We start from the raw sequence: 16,857 nt of genomic DNA on the forward strand, positions 1-16,857 counted from the left end.
CTCCATGGCTGAGGCCGTCGAGGCCCCCTTTAACCGCCCTGATGCCGGTTTCAATGCCCTAGAGGGCTGGACCTGGATTGGTTGCTACGGGGGCTATTACCTCCAGTCGAATCTTCTGGAGGCCTTTGAACATGGCTTCTTCACCCGCCAGTGGCATGGCCGGGGCCCTGATGTCCTGGCTGGGTACGTCAGCGCCGGGGTCAGTGTTCACCGGCCTCAACAGGTTCACAGCGCCTTAGTCCTACCGGCGAGCCAGGCCTGTTCAGATCCCTGGCCCGATGCCGATGGCTTAGTGAGCGATGCCGGTGGGCAGAGTCTTTGGGTCTGCGGGGCTGATTGCACCCCAGTGCTGCTGGCTGATCCCCGCTCTGGTCAGGTGGCGGCCTGCCATGCCGGCTGGCGTGGTCTGGCCGGGGGCATTGTCTTGGAGGCGATCCGTCAGTTGGAGCAGCGCGGTAGCAAGCGCAGTGAACTGTTGATCGCTTTGGGGCCAGCCATTAGTGGGCCCAACTATCAAGTGGAGCCGGCTGTCCCTGAAGCCATCGCCCAGCAGCTGCAGCTCCTGGATGGAGCCCTCTCCCTGGAGTCGGCTCTTGCGGCTCTGAAAGCCTGTGGTGCGCTGCAGCCGGATCCCGATCCCGAGCGTCAGCGCTTTGATCTGCGCCTGGCAACCCGTTTGCTCTTGGAGCGGGCTGGCTTGCCAGTGGAGCAGATCAGCGTCTGTCCTCTCTGCACGGCTTCAGAGCCCTTGCTGTTCCACTCCTGGCGCCGGGATCAGGTCAAGGCGGTGCAGTGGAGCGGCATCGTCTCCCAGCAGCTGCCTAGCTGAAATCCAGGCTCAGCTGCCCGTCGGCGGTCTTGCTGCGCCTGGATGGCCGCTTGCCTTGGCGCGGGCGCCTGGGTTCGCTTTCCCCCTCTTCACCGGTTTCCGCGGAACGCCTGAGGCTGAACCAGCTCAACAGGGCCATCCATCCATCCCGGTCGAGGCGATCGAGATCGATCGCTTCGGGGTAGAGCTCCGGTGAGTGCTCTTTGGCCCAGAGCACCTGGCTGCCGGCGATCTGATCGCTACCAAAGGGGGTTAGGTCTTCGGGTAACCGCGCCAATGCCATGGGGATGGCTCCAATGCCGTGACGTGTGTTGCTTAATGCCTCCACCCGGGCCAGGCGCGCCTCCTCGTAGTTCAGGACAGGGGCTGGGTAGTCCGCAAAGGCCGGTGGTTCGCCCAGCTGGTCGTTGGTGAGCCGCTCGAGTTCAGGTAGCCAGCGCCGTATGAACAGGCCATGGGGATCGCAGCGATTCACGGCCACCTGGCCCGGGTGGTAGATGCGGGTCCAGGCCTTGCTGCCTCGGTAGGTCGCGCCGGCTTGCATGGCCCATTGGTAGTGATCGATGGGACAGTCCCCATCGATCAGGTGCCGCATGAAATGCAGTGCCCCGTAGCGCCAATCGATGCCGCAGAGGTTGCTCAGAAAGCTGGCGTAGATCGCCCGGCTGCGGAAGTTCAGCTCCAACCAGCCACCGCCTCCGCGCAGGCAGTGGGCTGCTGCATCGACGATCGGGAACCCCGTTCGCCCTTCTTTCCAGGCCTCATAGAGCTCCGTTTGCCTGTCTGAGAGCGGTGTGTCTTGATCGAAGGCGTTCCAGAGGGAGCGCAACTCCAGCTGCGGCAGGTAGCGAAAGCGCTGGTGAATCGAGCAGCCCCAACGGATTCGGCTGAACAGTTGTTGGATGCTGCGCAGGCGGCTGCGATCGGAGTTCTCCCTGGCCCGCTGAGCTGCTGCCGTAAGCCGCTGCAGACACTGCCTGGGGCTGATGACTCCAAATTTCAGGTAAGGGCTGAGCCCCGAGGTCACCCTTGCTGAGGGATAGCTCAATTCCCAGTAATAGGTCCTGGAATCGGAGCCTTCGAGAAAACGCTCCAGCCGTTGCAGAGCGGCACCACTGCCGGCCTCTGGAATCGGTTTGCCATCGCTGATCAGCCCAAGAGCAGCGAGGTTGGGGATTGGTGCATCGGGACAGTGTTCCGATGCTGGTGGCACGACCACGCGCTTGGGTTCCGGGACGAGCGGTGCGGCCATGGCGCCATGCCATTGGCGGTTCCAATCGCTGTAGGGCTGGAGGCTGGCGCTGGCACCCGCCGGTTCGATCCACTCCAGGGCAACGCCTTGGTCCTGCAGGGCGCGGCTGACACGGGCATCACGGACCCGCCCGACCAGGCGCTCACTGTCGGTGTGGGCGAGAAGGTGACGGGCTCCAGTGCTCTGGGCGAGGCGGGTGAGAACAACATCCGGTTGTCCCCTCAGCACGATTAATCGACCCCCGAGGACACGCAATCTTGCGTCTAATGCGCGCAGGGAATGCAGCAGGAAGTCCACCCGCGCCACCGCTGTCTCGGGGTGAAATAGCAATGCGTTATCCAGAACGAACACCGGAATGACAGGTCCCCGCATGCACGCTTGCTGCAGTGGTGCGTGATCTTGCGTTCGCAAATCGCGGCGGTACCAGACCAGCGTTGGTGGCATTGATAGAAAAAAAATCTCCTGAAAAACCGCGGTTGGGAAAACTCAGTCTTGCTGAATCGACCGCTGGGTGTGATGATGCAGAAGTTGCATAACTATCAATCTCATGCTCACCGGAGCTGATCTCCTCGCCAAGGTCAAAGAAATGGGCGACGTGAGCAAATCCGATGTTGTTCGCGCCTGTGGATATGTGTCCACTAAGAAAGATGGCAGCGAGCGTCTCAATTTCACGGCGTTCTACGAGGCCCTGCTCAATGCGAAGGGCGTCGATTTTGGCGGTTCCAGCGCGAAGGTTGGCAAAGGTGGCCGCAAGCTCAGCTTCACCACCAAGATTCAGTTCAACGGCAACCTGATGGTGGGCAAGGCCTACACCGCCTTGCTGGACCTCAAGCCCGGTGATGAGTTTGAGATCAAGCTGGGTCGCAAGCAGATTCGCCTGGTGCCCCTGGGCGCTCCTGACGAAGAAGAGTGAGGCCAAGGGCCTCCGCGACGCGGATGCCATCCATCGCAGCAGAGAGGATTCCACCGGCGAAGCCGGCCCCCTCTCCAGCTGGATAAAGCCCTGGAGTGTTCACGCTCTCCAGGGCTTTTGTTCTGGGAATGCGCACCGGTGAGGAGGTGCGGGTTTCAACGCCCGTTAGCAGCGCATCATCCATGGCGTAGCCGGGAATGGACTGGTTGAACTGCGGCAGGGCCTCCCGGAGGGCCTCGATCACAAACGCCGGTAAGGCCTGACCCAGATCCGCAGGCACCACCCCGGGGCTGTAGGAGGGTTTGACCACCCCCAGCTCAGCCGGTGGCTCCGCCGCAGGGGCAAGAAAGTCCCCGAGCCGTTGCCCGGGAGCGGCATAAGTGCTCCCGCCCAGCTCGAAGGCCTTGGCCTCCCAGTGCCGTTGGAAGGCAATGCCCGCTAAGGGGTCGCCGGGATAGGCGCCGTAGCTCTCGACGTCTTCGGTTTCGACATTGACGACGATGCCGCTGTTGGCGTTGCGCTCATTGCGGGAGTGCTGACTCATCCCGTTGGTGACGACCCGTCCCACTTCAGAGGTGGCCCCCACCACCAGACCACCTGGGCACATGCAGAAGCTGTAGACGCAGCGCCCGTTGCTGACGTGTTTGACCAGCTTGTATTCCGCGGCCCCAAGACGCGGGTGGCCGGCGCAGTCCCCCCAGCGGGCGGCGTCGATCAGGGGTTGTGGGTGCTCGATGCGGAAGCCCACGGAGAAGGCTTTTCGCTCAAGGCTCACCCCCTGCTCATGGAGCATGGCGAAGGTGTCTCGAGCGCTATGGCCAACCGCCAGCACCACCTGCCGCGCCGGGATGCTCTCCCCGCTCGCGAGCTCAACACCACTGAGGCGCCTGGTTCCATGAACCTGCTCAAAGCAGAGCTTGCTGACCCGGCTCTCGAACTGAATCTCTCCACCCAGGGCCGTGATCTTGCTGCGCAAGCCCCGGACAACCGTGGCCAACTTGAAGGTGCCGATATGGGGGTGGTGTTTAACCAGGATTTCTGGATTGGCTCCAGCCGCCACCAGTTCCTCCAGCACTTTGCGACCCAGGTGCTTTGGGTCTCGGACTTGGCTGTAGAGCTTTCCGTCGGAGAAGGTGCCCGCTCCACCTTCTCCAAATTGCGCATTGGATTCGGGGTTAAACGTCAGGGTTCCTTTCCAGAAACCAAAGGTGTCTGCTGTTCGCTCCTTGACCGGTTTCCCTCGCTCCAGCAGCAGGGGTTTGAGCCCCATCTCCGCGAGGATGAGTGCACAGAAGTAGCCGCAGGGACCGGCCCCGACCACTACGGGCCGGAGGGGAGCTGGTGTGTCTGGGCTGGCCTGGGCCACCAGCTGATAGCGGGTCTCGCTCGCCGGTTGGAGGTGAGGATCGCGCTTGAAGCGTTTGAGCAGTTGGCGCTCCAGCTCAGGTGGGAGCTGCAGCTCCAGGCTGTAGGCGATCTGAATCGCTGACTTACGCCGGGCGTCGACGCTTTCTTTGACCACGCGGTGCGACTGCAGTTCCGCTGGATCGATCTTGAGGCGTTTGCAGATGGCTGGAGCGAGATCTGTCTCCTCGTGATCGAGTGGCAGCTTCAATTCGCTCAGTCGCAGCACCACTTGTCCTGAGCCTGGTTGCTGTATTCCAGCACCGCACTGCTTTCGCTTGGGCTGCCTAGCCTCGCCAAACGTTGCGTTGAAGCTGTGGAAGCGACCTACTTCGGGGCCAATGGCTGGTTGCTGGACTGGTCGGGACTGAGGGTGCTGGTGGACCCTTGGTTCCGGGGCCCCCTGGTCTTCCCACCGGGGCCATAGTTTTTTCAGGGTCAGTTATCCCAGTTGCTGGAGCTGCCGGCTGATCTCGATTTGCTCCTGCTGACTCAGGGGCTGGATGACCATGCCCATCCCGAGACCCTGGCGCTGCTGCCCCGGTCCTTGCCCGTGGTGGGGTCAATGGCGGCAGCGAAGAAGGTGCAGCAATTGGGCTTCGAGCAGGTCACGGGCCTACGCCCTGGTGAGATCACGGTCTTTGGTGACCTGCGCATCGAGGCCACGGCTGGCGCACCGGTGCCCCAAGTCGAGAACGGCTACCTGCTGCGCCACCCCGAAGCCAGCCTCTATCTCGAGCCCCACGGTTATCTCTCCGCCGAGGTCGCTCCCGAAGCCCTCGATGCGGTGATCACTCCGGTGGTCGATCTGGGGCTACCCGTGGCCGGCGCTTTTGTGCGCGGTCAAACCGTGTTGCCTGAGCTGGTGCAGCGCTTCTCTCCGCGCAAGGTCCTGGCCAGTACGACCGGGGGAGAGGTGCGCTTCAGTGGATGGCTCAACCGATGGCTCTGGCAGAAAGGGACCTTGGCGGAGGCTCAGCAGGCTGTGGGTTCAGCGGCGCAGGTCATTGATCCTGTGCCTGGACAGCGTTACGCCCTGGGGGCCTGAGGCTGGGGAGTGGTCATGGGCCACACCGTCCTGATTGGCTGGGGGCTTCGCTGGGTTCTGACTAGGGTTGACCTTTCCTCCTGGGTCGCATGCTCTCGCGCTTTCCCGCTTGGTTGAAGCCGATGGGTCGTCAAGCGGCCTCATTGCTGGCCCCTGTGGCTGTTCTGGGCGCCATGGCTGCGGCTCCAGCGTTGGCGATTCCAGAAGCCGAGGCGATCAAGAAGCTTCAGGTGATTCCGGTGTTCGTGATCACCGATGCCAATGGCATTCCCCTGCCCATTCCCCGGGATGAGGCCTTGGTCTTGCCGCTTTACCTCGAGAGTGATCGGGCCAATACCGAACTCAAGGCACTGCTGAAGTCAAACCCGAGCCTCAAGGCGAGTGTCACCCCCGTTCCTCTCAACGTGATGAACGAAAAGGTGGTTGAGCTCAATAAGCAGCTCAAGGACAAAAGCAAGCCGCTGGTGGCTCCAGTGGTGATGAACGACGCCGATATCAAGCAGGCCTACACCCTGCTCAAGAAGGAGGGACTGAGCGACGAGGAGATCAAGAAGGGGCTCAATGTCGCTGTGTTCTTCACCCAGCCCTTCCTCACTCTCAACACCCCCGATGGCCCTCGTGGTGTGTTCTTCCTGAGTTATGACGAGCTGCAGAAGGCGCTCGCCAATGTGCCTGCGGCCGAACGCAGCAAGCTCAAGCCCAAGGTTGCTGATCTGACAGCAGTGCTCTCCCAGATCAGCAAAGCGAAGGAAGACAGCTTTGTGATCTTCCCGACCCGCGAGTACTTCCGTCTCGTTGAGGAGGGCAGGACCAAGGCCCAGTCCACCCCTGCTCAGTAGCGCCCAGGGGAGGTCAGGGTTTCTCGTCAGCCCTGACCTCGGTATCAGGTTCCGGCATCAGTTGAGCCAGCAACCCAGCGGCGATCAAGACGCAGCCCACCACGATGGCGAGTTGTTTGTTTTCTCCGGCCGCCGCTGGTCCCCAAACGGCCGTCGCTAGAAAAGCGCTCCCCAGCAACAGGGTGGGCACCAAGACGATGCCTTTCGCTGCCCGATTGATACCCAAAGGTCTTCAGCAGGATCCGGAGTTGGAGGCTAGGCCAGACTCAATTAACTCCGCGCCCAGGTCATGGTTGCCTTGGCCATCCAGGTGGTTGATGTGGGCGATCAGGACGCCATCAGCACTGCCGGTCGGTCTCAAGTTGACCTTGCTGCGCCGGGGTAGTTGCTTGCGAATCCAGTCGACGGCCGCGGCGTCATCGGCTGGATCAACCACCACACAGGCCAGCTGAACGCTGTAGTTGCGGTTTCGGTCACCGATCTGGAGCAGATTCCCGCTTCGCACCTGGAGAACTTCCGCCGCCAGGACTTGGCTAGGCCAGAGCAACAGACAAGTCGCCGCTGCAGCGCAGATCAAGCGAGGGATCAGCGCCATGCTCACAGCTTGGCGCCGCAGTTGGGGCAGTACAGGCTTGTGCTGGACGTGCTGTGGTGGCAGCTATGGCACTCACGATTGGTGTCGATTGCCAGTTCTGGATGGGAGGGGAGACCCACCATTTGGGCGTTGCTGGCACCAGGGGGCACCATCGGATAGCAGTTCTCGTTGCGGCGCACCTTCACTTCAATAAAGGCAGGACCGGGGTGGGCGAGGGCTTCGGCCAGTGTTGAGCGCAGCTCATCCCGGGTTTGGATCTGGAACCCTTTGACCCCGAAGGCTTCAGCGACCGCTGGGAAGTTCGGCATGCCTCCGGTCATCTCAGAGGCGCTGTAGCGCTCGCCGTAGAAACTTTCTTGCCACTGGCGCACCATCCCCTGCCAACCGTTGTTGAGCACCACCACCTTCACGGGAAGGTGGTACTGGCTGAGGGTGCCGAGCTCCTGGATGTTCATCAGGATGCTCGCGTCGCCGGCCACACAGATCACGGGTTCATCAGGGAAGGCGCACTGCACCCCCATGGCCGCTGGCATGCCGAAGCCCATGGTGCCTAGGCCTGCGGAGCTGATCCAACGCCGGGGAAGGGTGTGGAGGAATTGGGCCGCCCACATCTGGTGCTGTCCGACATCCGTGGTGAAGAACGCTTGAGGGGAGAGCTCTTGCAGCATCGACACCACCTCCTGGGGGGCGACATCTCCTTCGGGGGCGGGCACCACCAGGGGGTAGTGCTGCTTCCACTGCGCGATTCGCTCGAGCCAAGCCTCGGTGCGGCCGCGGGAGTCTTCTTGGCTCGAGGCGGCCAGCAGGGCTTCAACGGCTTGTTTGACGTCGGACACCACGGCCACGTCCGGTAGACGGGTCTTGCCCATCTCGGCCGCATCAATATCGATGTGGATGACCTGGGCCCGGGGGGCGAAGCCATCCAGGCGGCCGGTGACGCGATCGTCAAAGCGAGCACCCGCAGCGATCAACAGGTCGCAGTCGGTGACAGCGAAGTTTGCATAGGCGGTCCCGTGCATGCCGAGCATCCCCACCGAGAGGGGATGGAGCTCATCAAAGGCACCCTTCCCCATCAAGGTCGTGGTCACCGGCAGCCTGAAACGCTCCGCCAGGGCGTGGATTTCCGCGTGGGCACCGCTACTGATGGCACCCCCACCGACGTAGAGAAGGGGGCGCCTGGCGTTGCGAATCAGCTCGAGCGCTGCCTCGATGGCGTTTGGTGCCGCAGCAGGGGGGATCTTGAAGCCGGGGGGAATGGCAGCGCCCGGTTCCACCGGCACGTAGTCAAACTCTTCGATGCCCACGTCCTTGGGCACGTCGATCAGGACAGGACCAGGCCGGCCGGTGGAGGCGATCAAGAAGGCCTCCGAGACAATGCGGGCAATGTCCCGTGGATCGCGCACCACCCAGGAGTGCTTCACGATCGGCAGGGTGATGCCGAAGATGTCGGTCTCTTGGAAGGCATCCGTGCCGATGGCCGCCCGGGGGACTTGTCCCGTAATCACCACCATGGGCACGGAGTCCATGTGGGCGGTGGCAATGCCCGTGACCAAGTTGGTGGCCCCAGGACCGGAGGTGCCAAAGCAGACGCCCACCTTTCCGGTGGCCCGTGCGTAGGCATCGGCTGCGTGGGTTCCGCCCTGCTCGTGGCGCACCAGCACGTGCTTCAGCCATCCCCGGGACTCGGCCTTGTGGAGCTCGTCGTAGATGGGGAGAATCGCGCCGCCGGGATAGCCGAAGATGGTTTCGACGCCATGGCGTCGCAGAGCATCCATGAGGGCGTAGCCGCCACTCACCCGGGTCGGGGCGGAGTGTTCAGCGGCGGTGGCCGCTTGCGAAACGGACGTCACGGTCACGGCGGCGGCGGACAGCGTTTTCAGATCTCGTCACCCTAAGGTCTGGCCCGAGAAATAGGCGTTTCTAGTCGCCTGGCGTCAGCCATTGCGTGAAGCACGACCACGGGGTCGAGCCAGCGTTCTCCCAGCTTCACGCCCCAATGCAGGTGGGGCCCGCTGCTGCGGCCGCTGGTTCCAATGGTGCCAAGGGGCTCACCCGTACGGAGCCAGGTGCCCTGCCGCAGATTCACCGCTCCGCTGCGCAGGGTGCCCCCCTCCACGCTCCCCTGCAGATGGCAGTACAGGTGCTCGTAGGCACCGGAGCGCATGACAAGCCCGATGCCGCAGCTCCTGTCGTTGATCAGTCGCTCCACTCGGCCAGCCCACCAGTTGAGGACTGGCGACCCCAGGGGTGCGGCGATGTCTAGGCCCTGATGGTGTCTCGAGCTGCCTGATCCGCTAGGCCTGAGGCCGAAATGGCTGGTGTAGCCGCTGAATTGCGGAACGGGAAAACGCGCTTTGCGCCAGGGGTTGGCCTGGGCAGAAGTTGCTAGCAGCAGGGCAGCAGCCAGCAGCCCTGGTTTAAAGCAAGCCGATGGAATGAAGAGGCCCACGACCGCTGAGCAACTCGAGCAGGAAAGCGGAGAAGCCGAGCATTGCCAAGCGACCGTTCCAGACCTCTGAGCTGTTGTTCCATCCCCAGGCCCACTTGTCCTGGGGGTAGAGCTTGACCTGTGTGGGAAGAGCGGCGGCTTGATCGAGGTTGACTTCTGGTCCTTCTAGGGCGTGTTGGACGAGGTTGGCCAGACCGTTGATAAAGGACGGTGTGGTGTCGAGAGCGGGAACGCGTCGGAAGTTGGTGATGCCGGCTTCCGTTGCGATTTCGCGGTATTCGATATCGATTTCCTCGAGGGTTTCGATGTGCTCGCTGACAAAGCTGATCGGGACGACGACGAGGTCCTTGACGCCGGATTCACCGAGTTCGTTGAGGGCGTCGTCGGTGTAGGGCTTGAGCCATTCCACCGGCCCGACGCGGCTTTGGTAGGCCAGGGTGAAGGGATTGGTGTGGCCGAGATCAGCGGCCAGCTTGTCCATGATCAGCTGGGCGCAGGTTTCGATCTCCTTTTGATAGGGATCACCGGCTTCCTCGACGTAGCTCTTGGGTACGCCGTGGGCGGAGAAGAAGACGTGGGCGTCAGGGGGGTTGGGGCAGGCCTGGATTTCTTTGCCGATGAGTTCGGCCATGGCGCCGATGTAGCCGGGGTCGTTGTAGTAGCTGCGGATGCAGCGGATGGGGAGTTTGGAGAAGGAGGGATCGCCCTGACGCAGGCGTTGCAGCTCGCGGAAGCTGGAGCCGCTGGTGCTGATGGAGAAGTGTGGATAGAGGGGAAGGACGACGACCTCATCGATCCCATCGGCCTTGATGTCGGCGACGGCCGATTCGGTGAAGGGATGCCAGTAGCGCATGGCCACATAGCTGGTGGCCTCAATGCCGCGTTGGCGGAGGGTGCTCTGGAGCTCGCGTGCCTGCTGCTCGGTGATGCGACGCAGCGGTGAGCCGCCACCGATGGAGCGGTAGGCGGCTTGCGACTTGCCAGCACGCAGGGAGCTGATCAACCAGGCGAGGGGCTTCTGGAGAGCGGGATTGGGTAGCCGGATGATTTCCGGGTCCGCGAAGAGGTTGTAGAGGAAGGGGCCGACGTCCTGAATGCGCTCAGGGCCGCCGAGGTTCAGCAACACCACGCCGACCTTGGCCATGCCCCGTTGCACCGGACAACAACAAGCGCGAGCGTAACGCTGCCGGCCTGGGGCTGGTCGCTCCCGCTCAGTCTCGATAAGGTCGGCCGGCCCGCATTGGTCTCGAGATCAGCCTCGAACGCCTCGATCTGGCCCTTCGGGAACACAACGCGCTGCTGGCCGCCAGCGGGGTGTCGCTCCGGCTTGAGCGCCGTGGCTCCCGCTTGGGCCTCAGGGGCCCCCTGCCCTGCCGCAACGGTGGACCGTCCCAACGCGTGCAGCGAATCAGCCTCGGCCTCGATGCAGACATGGCCGGCTTGGAGCAGGCCCGCTCCCAACTGAGGCTTCTGCTGCAACAGCTCCAGCAGCAGCGCTTCTGCTGGCGGGATTGGGTGGCTAGCCCCAAGCCAACGGACGGCACAACGGGAGAGCGGTTGCACCCCGTCACGGCCACGCCCGTCGCGGTGCGACTGGAGCATTTTGAGCTGGCGTTTTTTAACGATCCGCGTCGCCGCCGCAATCCCTCTGGCGCACGGACCACCTGGAGCAGTGCCTATCTGCCCTATCTCAGACGCCTCGAGCGCCTGGCTCAGGATCAGGAACTGTCCTGGGGCTTGCCGCTCCTCGAGGCTGTTCTTGAGAGTTATCCCCTGGCCTCGCGGGGGCGTCAGCAATGCGGCACAACCCTGGGGGCCCTAGCCCGGGCGGAAGGGTTGGAGTTGCCCGCTGACTGGAGTGAGCGAGCGGCTGGCTATGGCCTCCATGCTGCCCAATTCCGCCAGCTCCCCAGTGATCTGCAGATTCTCGAGTGGATTGAGCGCATTCCCAATCCCGCATGGCGTTTGGCCTATGGCCTGATGGCGACCTACGGCCTGCGCAACCACGAGGTCTTCTTCAGCGATCTCTCCGCTTTGGCACCGGGGGGTGATCGGGTCATCCGGGTCCTGCCCACGAGCAAGACCGGCGAGCATCAGGTGTGGCCCTTTCGCCCGGAGTGGGTGGAGCGCTTTGGCCTGGAGCAACTGGGTGCCCAGCGTCAGCTGCTGCCGGTGGTGTGTACCGATCTGCGCCGCACCACCCTTCAGCAGGTCGGACGTCGGGTGGCCGAGCAGTTCCGCCGCTACGCGCTGCCATTAACCCCCTACGACCTGCGCCATGCCTGGGCAGTTCGCACCATTCACATCGGCCTGCCGGACACCGTGGCGGCGCGAATGATGGGGCACTCGGTGGCGATCCACACCCGCACCTATCACCACTGGATCACGCGCCGGGACCAACAGCAGGCGGTGGACACTGCCCTGGCGCGTAATCAGGCGGCGGCGGCCTGACCTTGGCAGATTGGACCCACCACGTACCCCTTGCTGTGCCGGATCCCAACGCCCTTGACCAGACGGCATCGGAATTGGGGATGGGAGGTGACCTGGCCCCTGAGGCAACGGCTGATGCTTACCAGCGACGCATGGCCCGGCGGAAGGAAGTGCAGCAGCAGCGGGTTGGTGAGCGCTCCTTAGAGAAGGGTTTGGTGCTGGTCTTCACCGGCGATGGCAAGGGCAAGACCACCGCGGGACTGGGGCTCGTGCTCCGTACCTTGGGCCACGGGGAGCAGGTGGCGGTGGTGCAGTTCATTAAGGGGGGCTGGCATCCCGGTGAGGCCAAAGCTCTCGAAGTCTTTGGGGAGTCGCTGCATTGGCATGCCCTCGGTGAGGGATTTACCTGGGAAACCCAGGACCGCGAGCGCGACCGTGCTTTGGTGCAGCAGGCCTGGAATCGCTCTTGCAATTACCTCGCGGATCCCAATCGCAAGTTGGTGCTCCTGGATGAGGTCAACGTGGCCCTGAAATTGGGCTATCTCGACCTGGAGGTTCTGCTGGAGGGCCTCAACCTGCGGCCCCCCTTGACCCATGTGGCGCTGACCGGCCGCGGGGCTCCGCCGGCCTTGATTGAGCGGGCTGACCTGGTGACCGAGATGAAGTTGGTGCGCCATCCCTTCCGAGAGCAGGGGGTTAAAGCCCAGGCCGGAATCGAGTTTTAGGGACTGGCATTGGCCTGCACTGTGGCCAAGGCGCTCATCAGCACTGAAAGTCCACTGATCAACAGAGCCCGATGGACGACGGGCTCGCGCCAGGCATTGGGGTCTTCGGTGAGCTGTTCAACCGCTGAGAGGGTGAGGCGGGCCATCAGGCCGCTGCGGCTCGAGGCGCCGGGGGGAATGGGTTGGTCTTGATGCCTGTCCATCCATTACTCCCATCTGTTGGTCATCGAAGCGCTCCTGGCCAGCGTCGGCAAGGGATCTCACGCTTGCTACTGTTCGGCCATCGAACCTGCAGCACGAAGGGATGGCCTATCAGCGCGTGTTGCTGAAGCTCAGTGGCGAAGCCCTGATGGGTGAGCAGGGTTACGGCATCGATCCTGCGGTTGTGGATGCGATCGCCAAGGACGTGGCTGCTGTGGTCGCTGACGGGAGTCAGTTGGCAATCGTGGTGGGCGGGGGCAACATCTTCCGCGGTCTCAAAGGTTCAGCGGCGGGCATGGACCGGGCGACCGCTGACTACGTCGGAATGCTGGCCACGGTGATGAATGCCATCACCCTCCAGGACGGACTGGAGCGGGCAGGCATCCCCACCCGGGTCCAGAGCGCCATTTCCATGCAAGAGGTGGCTGAGCCCTACATCCGCCGCAAGGCCATTCGGCACATGGAGAAGGGGCGCGTGGTGATCTTTGCCGCGGGTACGGGCAATCCCTTCTTCACCACGGACACCACCGCTGCATTGCGGGCGGCCGAGATCGGGGCTGATGTGGTCTTCAAGGCCACGAAGGTGGATGGTGTCTATGACAAGGACCCCAACAAGTACGCCGACGCCGTGCGCTACGAAAGCCTCTCGTTCATGGATGTCCTCAGCAAAGAGCTAGAGGTGATGGACAGCACGGCCATCGCCCTCTGTAAGGACAACGCCATCCCAATTGTGGTGTTTGATCTGTTCGGCACCGGCAACATCGGCCGGGCTGTGCGCGGTGAACCCATCGGCACCAGCATTCTTCCTTCGGCCTGACGGGTCGGCCCAGTTCTCTCCTTCAGCGACGCCTTTTTCTCGCCATGGATCTCGAAGCCAGCATGCGCAAGTCGGTGGATTCCACCCAGCGCACCTTCAACACGATTCGTACCGGCCGGGCGAATGCATCGCTGCTGGACAAGATCCAGGTGGAGTACTACGGCGCTGATACGCCGCTGAAGTCCTTGGCCACCATCAGCACGCCGGACTCGACCACCATCCAACTTCAGCCGTTCGACATGAGCTCCTTGGCTCTGATCGAAAAGGCGATCGCCATGAGCGATCTCGGATTGACGTGCAACAACGACGGCAAGTTGATTCGCATCAACATTCCGCCCCTCACCGAGGATCGCCGTAAGGAGCTCTGCAAGCTGGCGGCGAAGTATGCCGAGGAAGGCAAGGTTGCCCTGCGCAACGTTCGCCGCGATGCCATCGACAAGGTGAAAAAGCAGGAGAAGGAAGGGGAATTCTCTGAAGATCAGAGTCGCGATGAGCAGGACAAGGTCCAGAAGCTCACCGACAAGTTCATCGCTGAGATCGAGAAACTCCTGGCGGATAAGGAAGCAGACATCCTCAAGGTGTGAGCCAACCGCATTGTTTTGATGTTGCCGTTGTCGGTGCCGGTGCTGCCGGCGCATCGGCGGCTTATCACCTGGCTGCCCGTGGACGCCGGGTTCTCCTTTTGGACGCTCAGTCCTTGCCCCGTGCCAAGCCCTGCGGTGGCGGGATGGCGGCTTCGGTGCAGCGCTGGTTTCCCTTTGACCTGCAGCCGGCCGTTGATCGAGTGATCACCCAGGTGAAATTCACCTGGTGCCTGGAGGATCCGGTGGTGGCGGTCCTGCCTGGTGATTCACCCTTCTGGATCGTCCAGCGCTCCAAGCTTGATCACTACCTGGTCCAGCAGGCTGTGGCAGAGGGCGCTGAGCTGCTGGATGGCTCCGAAGTCTCGTCGATCCAGCGAGACGGCGCTCAATGGATGCTGGAATCCAGGGGCGATGGCTACCGGGCGCGAGCTGTGGTGATCGCTGATGGCTCCAATTCACGTTTTGCCGCTCCCTTGGGCCTTGGTCCCAGTCAGCCGCGCTTTGCGGAGGCCTTGGCGGTCGAGGTGGATGCTGATGTCCTAGAGGGCGACACGGCTCGATTTGAATTCGGACTCGTGCGCCATGGCTTCTGCTGGGCCTTTCCTCGGCAAGGCGGCTACAGCATTGGTGTCGGCACCTTCATTGGCCGCGACGTGGCGGATGCCGATGCGGTCTTGGCTGAACTGCTGCCAGCGTTGGGTCTGCCCTCTGATGCTGGCTTGAGACGGCGTTCTCCCCTTCGGGTCTGGGATGGTCACTATCCGCTGCATGTCCCAGGGGCGGTGGTGGTTGGCGATGCCGCCTCGCTCTGTGATCCCTTTTTGGCGGAAGGGTTGCGGCCAGCATTGATGAGTGGAGTTCGCGCGGCAGAGGCAGTCGATCGCTACCTGGGCTGTTCAGCGTCCGATGAGCAACAGAAGGCCCTGGCCCAGTACAGCGCCGAGATGCGCCAGCACTGGGGAGACTCCATGGCCTGGGGGCGTCGCATTGCGCAAGTTTTTTACCGGGTCCCCAAGGTGGGTTACCAACTGGGGATCAAGCGCCCGACCGCACCGCAACGGATTGCTCAGATCCTCTCAGGGGAGATGGGTTATGGGGATATCGCCCAGCGCGTCATCAAACGGTTGCTCTTCCAGAGGGGCTGAACCCTCAGCCCACCTTCGTGCAGTCCTTGAGTTGCCTGAGGCGTTGATCGATCGAGCCCAGTAGCTCGATGGCAAACATCGGGGACTCCTGCACGGCGAAGAGAAACTTCTCGCGGTTCATCTTCAGCAGTTTGCAGTCACTGACTGCCTTGGCGTTGCCATAGCGGCGGTGCTCGGCTGTCACCAGAGCGCCGGCCCCAAAGACATCACCGGCCTTGATCACCTCATGGCCGACCTCGTCATTCCAGGTGAGTTCGACGGTTCCCTCAAGAACGCCGAACATGCAGTCACCGGTTTCACCCGAAGCAAAAATCGACCCACCAGCTGGAGCGTGAAGCACCTCGCCTTGGCTCGCCAGGGCGCGCATGGTTTCGAGGGCGTTCACGCAGGATCTAACTGAGAGGGTGGAACTTTAGGTCAGTTATTGATGGCGAGAGCAGCACCGAGCCCGCCTCGGATGTCATTGGGCAAAAGACGTCCATCGTGATCGGTGTCCAGTGCATCAAAGACGGCATCGGTGCCAAGCCACTCCTCGCGGGTGATACAACCATCGCCATCGAGGTCGTTGAGCAGGAAGATTTCCTGGGCCGCATGTTGAAAAGCCCCGGCTCCTTCGAGTTCTCCCAAGCGGTGGGCGAGCTGGGCTTCCAGGGTTTCGATGGCCTTGGTGAATCCCCGGATGCCTTCATCCAGTTTTTCAGTCGCCATCTGGTCCTCGGCCATCATCACCTTGAACCCTTGAGCATCGAGATGAATCTGCTGCTCGGTGGTGGCTGGGTCAAATGGATTTAATTTGCGATGTAAATCGCCCTGGGTGTTGCGCAGTTGGTCGAGGAGCTTGGGCGAGATGGTGAGTAGATCACAGCCCGCCAATTCGATGATTTCGTCAATATTGCGGAAGCTCGCACCCATGACCTCGGTTTTGTAGCCGAAGGTTTTGAAGTAGTTGAAGATTTTGGTGACCGAGAGAACACCAGGGTCCTCATGGCCGGGATAGCTTTCGCGGCCGGTGCTTTTCTTGTACCAGTCGAGGATGCGACCGACGAAGGGGGAGATCAAGGTGGCTCCGGCTTCAGCCGCAGCTACGGCCTGGGCAAAACTGAAGAGCAGGGTGAGGTTGCAGTGAATACCCTCTTTCTCGAGCACTTCGGCGGCTTTGATCCCCTCCCAGGTCGAGGCGATCTTGATCAGCACGCGATCGCGGTTGATGCCGGCTTGGCGGTAGAGGCCAATCAGTTTCCGGGCTTTGGTGATCGTGGCCTCAGTGTCAAAGCTCAGGCGCGCATCCACTTCGGTGGAGACCCTGCCTGGCACGATTTTCAGGATCTCTTTGCCAAAGGTGACGCAGATCTCATCGAGGGCTTCACGCACCACTTCTTCAGCGGGAGCTGAGGGCCCGCAGACTTCGCGGGATTCCCGTAGGGAGGTGTCGATCAGGTTTTGGTAGGCCGGGATTTGAGCTGCAGCCAGGATCAGCGATGGGTTGGTGGTGGCATCCCGGGGCGTGAACTGTTGGATCGCATCGATATCACCGGTATCGGCGACCACAACCGTCATCGCGGCCAGTTGGTCGAGGAGATTGGCCATGCCGGGCACCAAACGTGATTTCAAACTAGCGATGCAGAA

General features: G+C 62.3%; 18 protein-coding genes and 1 pseudogene. 9 read left to right on the forward strand and 10 right to left on the reverse strand.

Translation table 11 applies throughout. The annotated features are described in order from the left end of the window. The first annotated feature begins 4 nt into the window (after positions 1–4). A complete protein-coding gene (pgeF, locus tag MY494_RS00305) occupies positions 5–829 on the forward strand; it encodes a peptidoglycan editing factor PgeF (RefSeq protein WP_247910757.1) in 825 nt (274 codons plus the stop codon). Here the strand turns inward: pgeF and MY494_RS00310 are convergent. Beyond that, complete coding sequence (locus MY494_RS00310) at positions 822–2,525, reverse strand: FAD-binding domain-containing protein (RefSeq protein ID WP_247910758.1); 1,704 nt, start codon at positions 2,523–2,525, stop codon at positions 822–824. The genes pgeF and MY494_RS00310 overlap by 8 nt on opposite strands. Before the next feature lie 103 nt (positions 2,526–2,628). On the opposite strand from MY494_RS00310, the gene MY494_RS00315 reads away from it, so the two are divergent. Next, positions 2,629–2,994: an AbrB family transcriptional regulator gene (locus MY494_RS00315; RefSeq protein ID WP_247910759.1), complete on the forward strand. Its 366-nt coding sequence runs from the start codon at positions 2,629–2,631 to the stop codon at positions 2,992–2,994. On the opposite strand, the gene MY494_RS00320 is transcribed toward MY494_RS00315, so the two are convergent. Continuing rightward, positions 2,933–4,627 carry an NAD(P)/FAD-dependent oxidoreductase gene (locus tag MY494_RS00320; protein WP_247910760.1) on the reverse strand — a complete coding sequence of 565 codons (1,695 nt, stop codon included), beginning with the start codon at positions 4,625–4,627 and terminating at the stop codon, positions 2,933–2,935. The genes MY494_RS00315 and MY494_RS00320 overlap by 62 nt on opposite strands. 87 nt (positions 4,628–4,714) lie before the next feature. Between MY494_RS00320 and MY494_RS00325 the strand changes: the two are divergent. Both MY494_RS00325 and MY494_RS00330 read left to right on the forward strand, forming a co-directional pair. Continuing rightward, positions 4,715–5,446: pseudogene (locus MY494_RS00325) on the forward strand (MBL fold metallo-hydrolase). 89 nt (positions 5,447–5,535) lie between these two features. Then, the gene (locus MY494_RS00330) at positions 5,536–6,285 is read left to right on the forward strand and encodes a Tic22 family protein (protein WP_247910761.1); all 750 of its coding nucleotides are present in this window, start codon (positions 5,536–5,538) and stop codon (positions 6,283–6,285) included. A gap of 13 nt (positions 6,286–6,298) precedes the next feature. Here the strand turns inward: MY494_RS00330 and MY494_RS00335 are convergent, their stop codons facing one another. Genes MY494_RS00335 through hemH form a run of 5 tightly spaced genes read right to left on the reverse strand, consistent with a single transcriptional unit; the run spans position 6,299 to position 10,473 of the window. After that, positions 6,299–6,475, reverse strand: coding sequence for a GIVxVP protein (locus MY494_RS00335; RefSeq protein WP_371820627.1), 177 nt, complete (start codon positions 6,473–6,475; stop codon positions 6,299–6,301). A gap of 42 nt (positions 6,476–6,517) precedes the next feature. Next, the gene (locus MY494_RS00340) at positions 6,518–6,880 is read right to left on the reverse strand and encodes a nuclease (protein ID WP_371820628.1); all 363 of its coding nucleotides are present in this window, start codon (positions 6,878–6,880) and stop codon (positions 6,518–6,520) included. Positions 6,881–6,882: 2 nt separating this feature from the next. Further along, positions 6,883–8,736, reverse strand: a complete 1,854-nt coding sequence (gene ilvB, locus MY494_RS00345) for a biosynthetic-type acetolactate synthase large subunit (RefSeq protein WP_247910764.1) — start codon at positions 8,734–8,736, stop codon at positions 6,883–6,885. 35 nt (positions 8,737–8,771) lie between these two features. Further along, positions 8,772–9,329 (reverse strand): M23 family metallopeptidase, encoded by a 558-nt coding sequence (locus MY494_RS00350; protein ID WP_247910765.1) that lies wholly within the window; start codon positions 9,327–9,329, stop codon positions 8,772–8,774. Then, complete coding sequence (gene hemH / locus MY494_RS00355) at positions 9,298–10,473, reverse strand: ferrochelatase (protein WP_247910766.1); 1,176 nt, start codon at positions 10,471–10,473, stop codon at positions 9,298–9,300. Before hemH ends, MY494_RS00350 begins: the two co-directional genes overlap by 32 nt. A 254-nt stretch (positions 10,474–10,727) precedes the next feature. On the opposite strand from hemH, the gene MY494_RS00360 reads away from it, so the two are divergent. Next, the gene (locus MY494_RS00360; RefSeq protein ID WP_247912075.1) at positions 10,728–11,780 is read left to right on the forward strand and encodes a site-specific integrase; all 1,053 of its coding nucleotides are present in this window, start codon (positions 10,728–10,730) and stop codon (positions 11,778–11,780) included. An 80-nt stretch (positions 11,781–11,860) separates the two neighbouring features. Next, positions 11,861–12,484, forward strand: coding sequence for a cob(I)yrinic acid a,c-diamide adenosyltransferase (cobO, locus tag MY494_RS00365; RefSeq protein ID WP_247912076.1), 624 nt, complete (start codon positions 11,861–11,863; stop codon positions 12,482–12,484). Here cobO and MY494_RS00370 read toward each other — a convergent pair. Beyond that, entirely contained in the window at positions 12,481–12,687 is a 207-nt protein-coding gene (locus tag MY494_RS00370; RefSeq protein WP_247910767.1) for a hypothetical protein, read from the reverse strand. The two genes, cobO and MY494_RS00370, sit on opposite strands and share 4 nt — an antisense overlap. Before the next feature lie 101 nt (positions 12,688–12,788). Between MY494_RS00370 and pyrH the strand changes: the two genes are divergently transcribed. From pyrH to MY494_RS00385, 3 genes are read left to right on the forward strand one after another with little or no spacing between them, the layout of a single operon-like run. Then, on the forward strand, positions 12,789–13,502 hold the full coding sequence (gene pyrH / locus MY494_RS00375) for a UMP kinase (protein WP_247910768.1): 714 nt from the start codon (positions 12,789–12,791) through the stop codon (positions 13,500–13,502). A 44-nt stretch (positions 13,503–13,546) separates the two neighbouring features. Beyond that, positions 13,547–14,086, forward strand: coding sequence for a ribosome recycling factor (frr, locus tag MY494_RS00380; protein WP_247910769.1), 540 nt, complete (start codon positions 13,547–13,549; stop codon positions 14,084–14,086). Beyond that, positions 14,083–15,231: an NAD(P)/FAD-dependent oxidoreductase gene (locus tag MY494_RS00385; RefSeq protein WP_247910770.1), complete on the forward strand. Its 1,149-nt coding sequence runs from the start codon at positions 14,083–14,085 to the stop codon at positions 15,229–15,231. Before frr ends, MY494_RS00385 begins: the two co-directional genes overlap by 4 nt. 4 nt (positions 15,232–15,235) lie before the next feature. Here the strand turns inward: MY494_RS00385 and MY494_RS00390 are convergent, their stop codons facing one another. Continuing rightward, the gene (locus tag MY494_RS00390) at positions 15,236–15,616 is read right to left on the reverse strand and encodes a Crp/Fnr family transcriptional regulator (protein ID WP_247910771.1); all 381 of its coding nucleotides are present in this window, start codon (positions 15,614–15,616) and stop codon (positions 15,236–15,238) included. Between the two features lie 32 nt (positions 15,617–15,648). Beyond that, positions 15,649–16,818, reverse strand: a complete 1,170-nt coding sequence (locus MY494_RS00395) for a transaldolase (protein WP_247910772.1) — start codon at positions 16,816–16,818, stop codon at positions 15,649–15,651. Positions 16,819–16,857 lie beyond the last annotated feature (39 nt).

Source organism: Synechococcus sp. A10-1-5-1 (assembly GCF_023115425.1).
In the GTDB taxonomy this organism is placed as follows: Bacteria; Cyanobacteriota; Cyanobacteriia; order PCC-6307; family Cyanobiaceae; genus Vulcanococcus.